Genomic DNA, 6,453 nt, shown 5'->3' on the forward strand with positions numbered 1-6,453 from the left:
GGCCCTAGGGGCGCTGCCCGCTGCCACCGCCGCTGCCCACCGCCGGGCAGCACGGTTCCTCCTATTCCCCCCGGCCAGAACGGTCCTGCGGACCGATGGCTGCCGCCCGACGGCGGGGCGTGACGCCTCGCCGGGTGTCACACATGGCGCATGGACCGGACGCCGCGGGGCAGGACTCCCCCGAACGACCACGGACAACCGGGGACAACCGGGGACAACCGCACCGAGCCCACTGGGTGGTTCCGCCCACAGCTTGTGGAAAACGTTGTGGACAGCCTGCGGTCGGAACGGTGGAGTGGCAGTGGACAGCCTGTGGACAACTCGGGGAAGGCCTGTGGAGGGACAACGTGGTCCTTGTGGACGCAGATCGGGCCTGGGGATAACCACTGCGCGCATGCACAGATCCACCCACAAGATTTGCACCGGCCGACAACCCCTCTGACCTGCGGAAACAGCAGTTATCCCCAGTATCCACACCCCCTACTACTACGACCAACTAGATTTTTCTAAGAATGATCAAAAACTCTTAGTACTAGGAGGTGTGGACAACGGCTCGAGCCCGGATCCGAGCGATCTACGTGCCGCGGCTGGACCCCAGGCAAGCGCCCGGAGCGCGGCCGACCGCTCGTCGGCGTCTGCTGGCACTCTGAGATGCTGGTCGGTGTTCCCTGCGGGGTGACTCCGAACAACCGGAGGGAACGACAGGAGGCCTAACCATGAAGTTCCGGGTGGAACGGGACGAATTCACCGAAGCGGTCGCCTGGACCGCACGCACGTTGCCGAGCCGGCCGACCACCCAGTTGCAGGTGCTCTCGGGCCTGCTCCTCGACGCGACCGGACCGATGCTCAAGATCGCCGCGTACGACTACGAGGTGGCCGCCCAGTGTACGGTGCACGCGACCGTGTCGGAGGAGGGGCGCGGGCTCGTCAACGGCAAACTGCTCGCGGAGATCACCCGGGCGCTGCCCGCGGCACCGGTCGATCTGGGCATCGACGGCACCCGTTTGGTGATCACTTGTGGCAATGCTCGGTTCGCGTTGCCGATGCTGCCGGTGGACGACTACCCAGCCCTTCCGGCCATGCCCCCGATCACGGGGCACATCGAGGGATCCGCGTTCGCTGCAGCGGTCTCACAGGTGGCGATCGCAGCCGGTCGTGACGACACGCTGCCGGTCCTTACCGGGGTCCGCCTCGAGATCGAGGGGGACACCCTCACCCTCGCCGCGACCGACCGTTACCGGCTCGCCGTGCGGACGCTGAAGTGGCGGCCATCGGAAACAGCCGCCGGGCTCGGTGCGGGCGGTGTGACCGGTGCGGACAGCCCCCCGCCCACACCGGTCACGGTCGCCCTCGTGCCGGCCCGCACCTTGCTCGACACCGCGAAGTCGTTGTCGGGTTCAGGGGTGGAGGTGTCCATCGCGCTCGGGGCGGGGCCCTCCGGCGAGACGCTGGCCGGTTTCGCCGGCTCGACCCGGCAGACGACGACCCGGTTGCTCGACGGAAGCTTCCCGCCCTACCGCAAGCTGTTGCCGGACAGCTCGCCGTTGATCGCGCAGCTGGAGATCGCCCCGTTGCAGGAGGCTGTCAAACGGGTGGCGCTGGTCGCTGCGAAGACCGCACCGGTGCAGCTGACGTTTTCCCCGGACCACCTCGTGCTGGAGGCTGGAACGGGCGGTGAGGCGCAGGCAACGGAGACCCTCCCGGTGACCTACGATGGGCCGGAGCTGTCTGTGGCGTTCAACCCGTCGTACCTGCTCGACGCGCTCGGGGCGCTGGAGTCGGACGTCGTACGGGTCGGTTTCGCCAGCGCGGAGGACCCGGCGGTGGCGGCGAACAAGCCGGCGATCATGACCCGGAAGGCCGACGACGACGGCGAGGTCCCCGACTACCGGTACCTGCTGATGCCGATCCGCCTGCACGGGTGACGTGCACCTCACGCACCTGTCCCTCGTCGACTTCCGGTCCTACCCAGCTCTTGACCTAACGCTGGGTCCGGGAGTGGCCACCTTCGTGGGTGGTAACGGCCAGGGGAAGACCAACGTGATCGAGGCGATCAGCTATGTCGCCACGCTGGCCAGCCACCGGGTCGCCGGGGACGCCCCGCTGGTCCGTGACGGCGCGTCTCGGGCGGTCATCCGCGCCAGGATCGTCCGGGGTGACCGGGCCGCGCTGGTGGAGATCGAGATCGTTCCGGGAAAGGCGAACCGGGCCCGGTTGAACCGGGCTCCCGTCGCCCGGCCGCGTGACATCGTCGGTCTGCTGTGCACCGTGCTGTTCGCCCCGGAGGACCTGGCCCTGGTGAAGGGGGATCCGGCGCAGCGTCGTCAGTTCCTCGACGAGCTGCTGATCGCCCGGACCCCGAGGATGGCCGCGGTCCTCGCCGACTACGACCGGGTCCTCAAACAACGATCGACCCTGCTACGCACCGCCGGGACGGCCCGGCGAGCCGGGGGGCAGGGAGATCTGCGCACCCTCGACGTCTGGGACGGGTACCTGGCCACGCATGGCGCCGAGGTGCTGGCCGCGCGGTTGGCACTCGTCGATGCGTTGCGGCCGGCCGTGGCCGCGGCGTACGAGGCCGTCGCCGGCGCCGAGTCCGCCACCGCGCTGGACTACCGTTCCAGCGTCACCCTCCCGGACACCTTGCCTGCACCCGGTCCACCCGGTCCACCCGGTCCACCCGGTCCACCGGGCCAGCCAGAGCAGCCGGGCGCAGGTCGGCCGGGTCCGGCGGCACCGGATCGGACCATGCTGGCGGAGGCGATCCGCGCCGATCTGGAGGCCGCCCGGCCGCGGGAGGTCGAACGGGGGATGACGCTGGTCGGTCCGCACCGCGACGATCTGCTCTTGTCGATCAACGGGCTCCCGGCCCGCGGCTACGCGAGTCACGGCGAGTCTTGGTCCCTCGCCCTCGCGCTCAAGCTGGCCTCGTTCGACCTGCTGCGTGCCGATGACCGCGAGCCGGTCCTGCTCCTGGACGACGTTTTCGCCGAACTGGACACGCGTCGCCGCGGTCGGCTCGCGGAACTCGTCGCCTCCGCGGAGCAGGTACTGGTCACAGCCGCGGTCGAAACCGACGTTCCCACGGAGCTGACCGGGGTGCGGTACGCCGTCGCCGACGGAGAGGTCCAGCATGCCCACTGAGCGCCCAGACCCCCGGGACCATCCCACCGCGCCCGGGCGGTCCCGGGGAGGTGCCGGGAGCCGAGGGAAGACCGAGGGGCCGGACGGCACCGCAGCCCGCGGAGCGGACCTGGCGCGGGAGATCCTCGCCCAGGCCAAACGGGACGCGCGGGAGCGTGGGCGGGGACGGGGGGGCGCCGGCCACACCGCCCGCCACCCGGCCGGGCCGGGTCCGGCCGGACCCGGCCCTGGTTGCGGTGGCGGGATGCCAGGTGCTGACGGCGGCACGTGGGCCGATGAGGAGGCATCCGCCGGCGCCACCGGGACGGGCGGTCCGTGGGGCCCGGGCTCTCGGGCCCGCCTCGGTGCCCGGCGGGCCGACCCGTCGGACGACCAGGTGCCCCGCCGGCCGCGGATGCCGGGCATCGCACCGCCCGGCCGGGAATGGCGCGAACCGGTCGGTTTCGGGACGGCGATCAACCGGCTGCTGGCGGCCCGTGGCTGGAAGGCTCAGGCGAGCGATGCGAACGTCCTGGCCCGATGGGATGTCATCGTCGGGCCGGACATCGCCGACCACTGCACCCCGGTGTCCCTGCGTGACGGAGAGCTGGAACTTGTCGCGGAGTCGACGGCCTGGGCGACCCAGCTGCGCATGCTGTCCCGGCAGCTCCTCGGCATCCTGCACCGGGAGCTCGGTCCACACGTGGTCCGCCGGATCGTCGTGCGTGGACCGACGGCGCCGTCCTGGCGGCACGGGTCCATCCGAACCGGCGGTCGAGGACCCCGTGACACCTACGGCTGAGACCGGCGTTCGGCTGGCGCCCGCCTGACGCTCCCTGCGCCCCTGCGCTCTCCAGGCGCCCCTTGGCGCCTGGAGAGCGCCTGTGGTATCCGTCGGGGCGACTGGGGTGATCATGACGGTTCCGCGGGGTCGCGGTGCCGGTGACAGCCGTGGAGGCGCGCCAAGGCGGTCGGAGGAGTCGGTCCGGTAGGGGGGGTTGGCCATCCCCATGTGCGTGGCGCTGCGCAGACGTCAGGGGGCTCCCTGCGTCCGCTATGGCGGGTTGCCGGGTAGACTGGTGGATACTTCCGCCCAGAACGAGGGGACCCGCCGCGTGGCCTACGATGCAAGTTCGATCAAGGTTCTCGAAGGTCTTGACGCGGTCCGCAAGCGTCCTGGTATGTACATCGGCTCCACTGGAGAGCGTGGACTGCATCATCTCGTCTACGAGGTCGTGGACAACGCGGTGGACGAGGCGCTCGCCGGTTACTGCGACACCATCACCGTGACGCTGCTTGCCGACGGCGGGATGCGGGTCACCGACAACGGCCGCGGCATTCCCGTCGGCATGCATCCCACCGAGAAGCGGCCCGCCGTCGAGGTCGTGCTGACCACCCTGCACGCCGGCGGGAAGTTCGACGGCAAATCGTATGCGGTGTCCGGCGGGCTGCACGGAGTCGGCGTCAGCGTGGTCAACGCGCTGTCCACCCGGCTCGACGTGGAGATCCAGCGGGAGGGGCACGTCTGGTTCCAGCCGTACGTGGCGACCCGCCCGGACAAGCCGCTGGCCAAGACCGGTACCACCCGCAAGACCGGGACGTCGGTCACCTTCTGGGCGGATCCGACGATCTTCGAGACCACCGAGTACAAGTACGAGACGCTCGCCCGCCGCCTGCAGGAGATGGCCTTCCTCAACAAGGGGCTGTCGATCACGCTCGTCGACGAGCGTGACGAGGAACGCATGGCGGTCACCTACAAGTACGCCAACGGCCTGGTCGACTTCGTCGGTCACCTCAACGCCACGAAGGACACCATCCACCGCAGCGTGATCTCGCTGGAGTCGAAGGGCGTGGGCATCGAGGCCGAGCTCGCGATGCAGTGGAACGGCGGCTACACCGAGTCGGTCTACACCTTCGCGAACACCATCAACACCCACGAGGGCGGCACCCACGAGGAGGGCTTCCGGGCCGCGCTGACCAGCGCCGTCAACGCCTACGCCAAGGACCAGAACTTGCTCAAGCCGGTGAAGGCCGGGGCCAAGAACAGCGACGAGCGGCTCTCCGGCGACGACATCCGGGAGGGCCTTACCGCGATCATCTCGGTGAAGCTCGCGCAGCCGCAGTTCGAGGGCCAGACCAAGACCAAGCTCGGCAACACCGAGGCCAAGAAGTTCATCCAGGAGATGTGCTACTCGGCGCTCAAGGACTGGTTCGAGGTCAACCGCACCGAGGCTCGGGCTATCGTCAGCAAGGCGCTCGACGCCCAGCGGGCCCGCATCGCCGCCCGTCAGGCCCGCGATCTGACCCGGCGCAAGGGTCTGCTCGGCGGCACCGGTCTGCCGGGCAAGCTCGCCGACTGCCAGTACACCGATCCCGAGCGGTGCGAGCTGTACATCGTCGAGGGTGACTCGGCGGGTGGGTCGGCCAAGGGCGGTCGGGACTCGAAGTTCCAGGCGATCCTCCCGCTGCGAGGAAAGATCCTCAACGTCGAGAAGGCCCGCATCGACCGCGTCCTGAAGAACACCGAGGTCCAGGCCCTCATCCAGGCGCTGGGTACCGGCATCCACGACGATTTCGACATCGCGAAACTGCGCTACCACAAGATCGTATTGATGGCGGACGCCGACGTCGACGGCCAGCACATCCGGACCCTGCTGCTGACGCTGCTGTTCCGGTTCATGCGCCCGCTGGTCGAGGCCGGTCACGTGTTTCTGGCGCAGCCGCCGCTCTACAAGATCAAATGGGGTAGGGAGGACTGGGAGTACGCCTACTCCGACCGGGAGCGCGACGGGCTGGTCGCCCGCGGGGTGGAGTCCGGGCGCAAGCTGCCCAAGGATGCCATCCAGCGATTCAAGGGTCTCGGCGAGATGAACGCCACCGAGCTGTGGGACACCACCATGGACCCGGACCGGCGCATCCTGCTGCAGGTCACGCTCGACGACGCGGCGGTCGCCGACGAGTTGTTCTCCGTGCTCATGGGTGAGGATGTCGACGCGCGTCGCAGCTTCATCCAACGTAATGCCAAGGACGTGCGTTTCCTGGACATCTGACCCGGCCGTGTCGCGTGCCTCGGATCGGTCGTCGGGTGGCCCTCAGGTCAGTCCGGGTGCGGCGATCCCGACGGTCCGACCCGGCGAACGGAGGGCTCCGGATCCCACCCGCCGTCGGATCCCACCCGGCCCCGTTGCCCGGGGCGCCCGTCCCGCCCTGACGCCCTGACGACTGCTCCCACTGCCCTGGAAGGACCCCGTGGTCGACGTCCTACCTCCTCCCCCCGGCGACCGCATCGAGCCCATCGGCATCGAAGTCGAGATGCAGCGGTCGTATCTC

At 69.5% G+C, this 6,453-nt stretch carries 4 protein-coding genes; all 4 read left to right on the top strand.

Annotated elements, in window-relative coordinates; translation table 11 throughout:
- Window positions 1–716 precede the first annotated feature (716 nt).
- The 4 genes from dnaN (at window position 717) to gyrB (ending at window position 6,173) form a co-directional block, all read left to right on the top strand.
- Entirely contained in the window at window positions 717–1,925 is a 1,209-nt protein-coding gene (gene dnaN, locus AC08OU_RS15600; RefSeq protein ID WP_476605204.1) for a DNA polymerase III subunit beta, read from the top strand.
- A 1-nt stretch (window position 1,926) separates the two neighbouring features.
- Window positions 1,927–3,144 (top strand): DNA replication/repair protein RecF, encoded by a 1,218-nt coding sequence (gene recF, locus AC08OU_RS15605; protein WP_476605205.1) that lies wholly within the window; start codon window positions 1,927–1,929, stop codon window positions 3,142–3,144.
- Complete coding sequence (locus AC08OU_RS15610; protein WP_476601109.1) at window positions 3,134–3,925, top strand: DciA family protein; 792 nt, start codon at window positions 3,134–3,136, stop codon at window positions 3,923–3,925. Before recF ends, AC08OU_RS15610 begins: the two co-directional genes overlap by 11 nt.
- Before the next feature lie 313 nt (window positions 3,926–4,238).
- Window positions 4,239–6,173 (top strand): DNA topoisomerase (ATP-hydrolyzing) subunit B, encoded by a 1,935-nt coding sequence (gene gyrB / locus AC08OU_RS15615; RefSeq protein ID WP_476601111.1) that lies wholly within the window; start codon window positions 4,239–4,241, stop codon window positions 6,171–6,173.
- Window positions 6,174–6,453: the final 280 nt, after the last annotated feature.

Source organism: Frankia sp. CcMO1 (genome assembly GCF_977945845.1).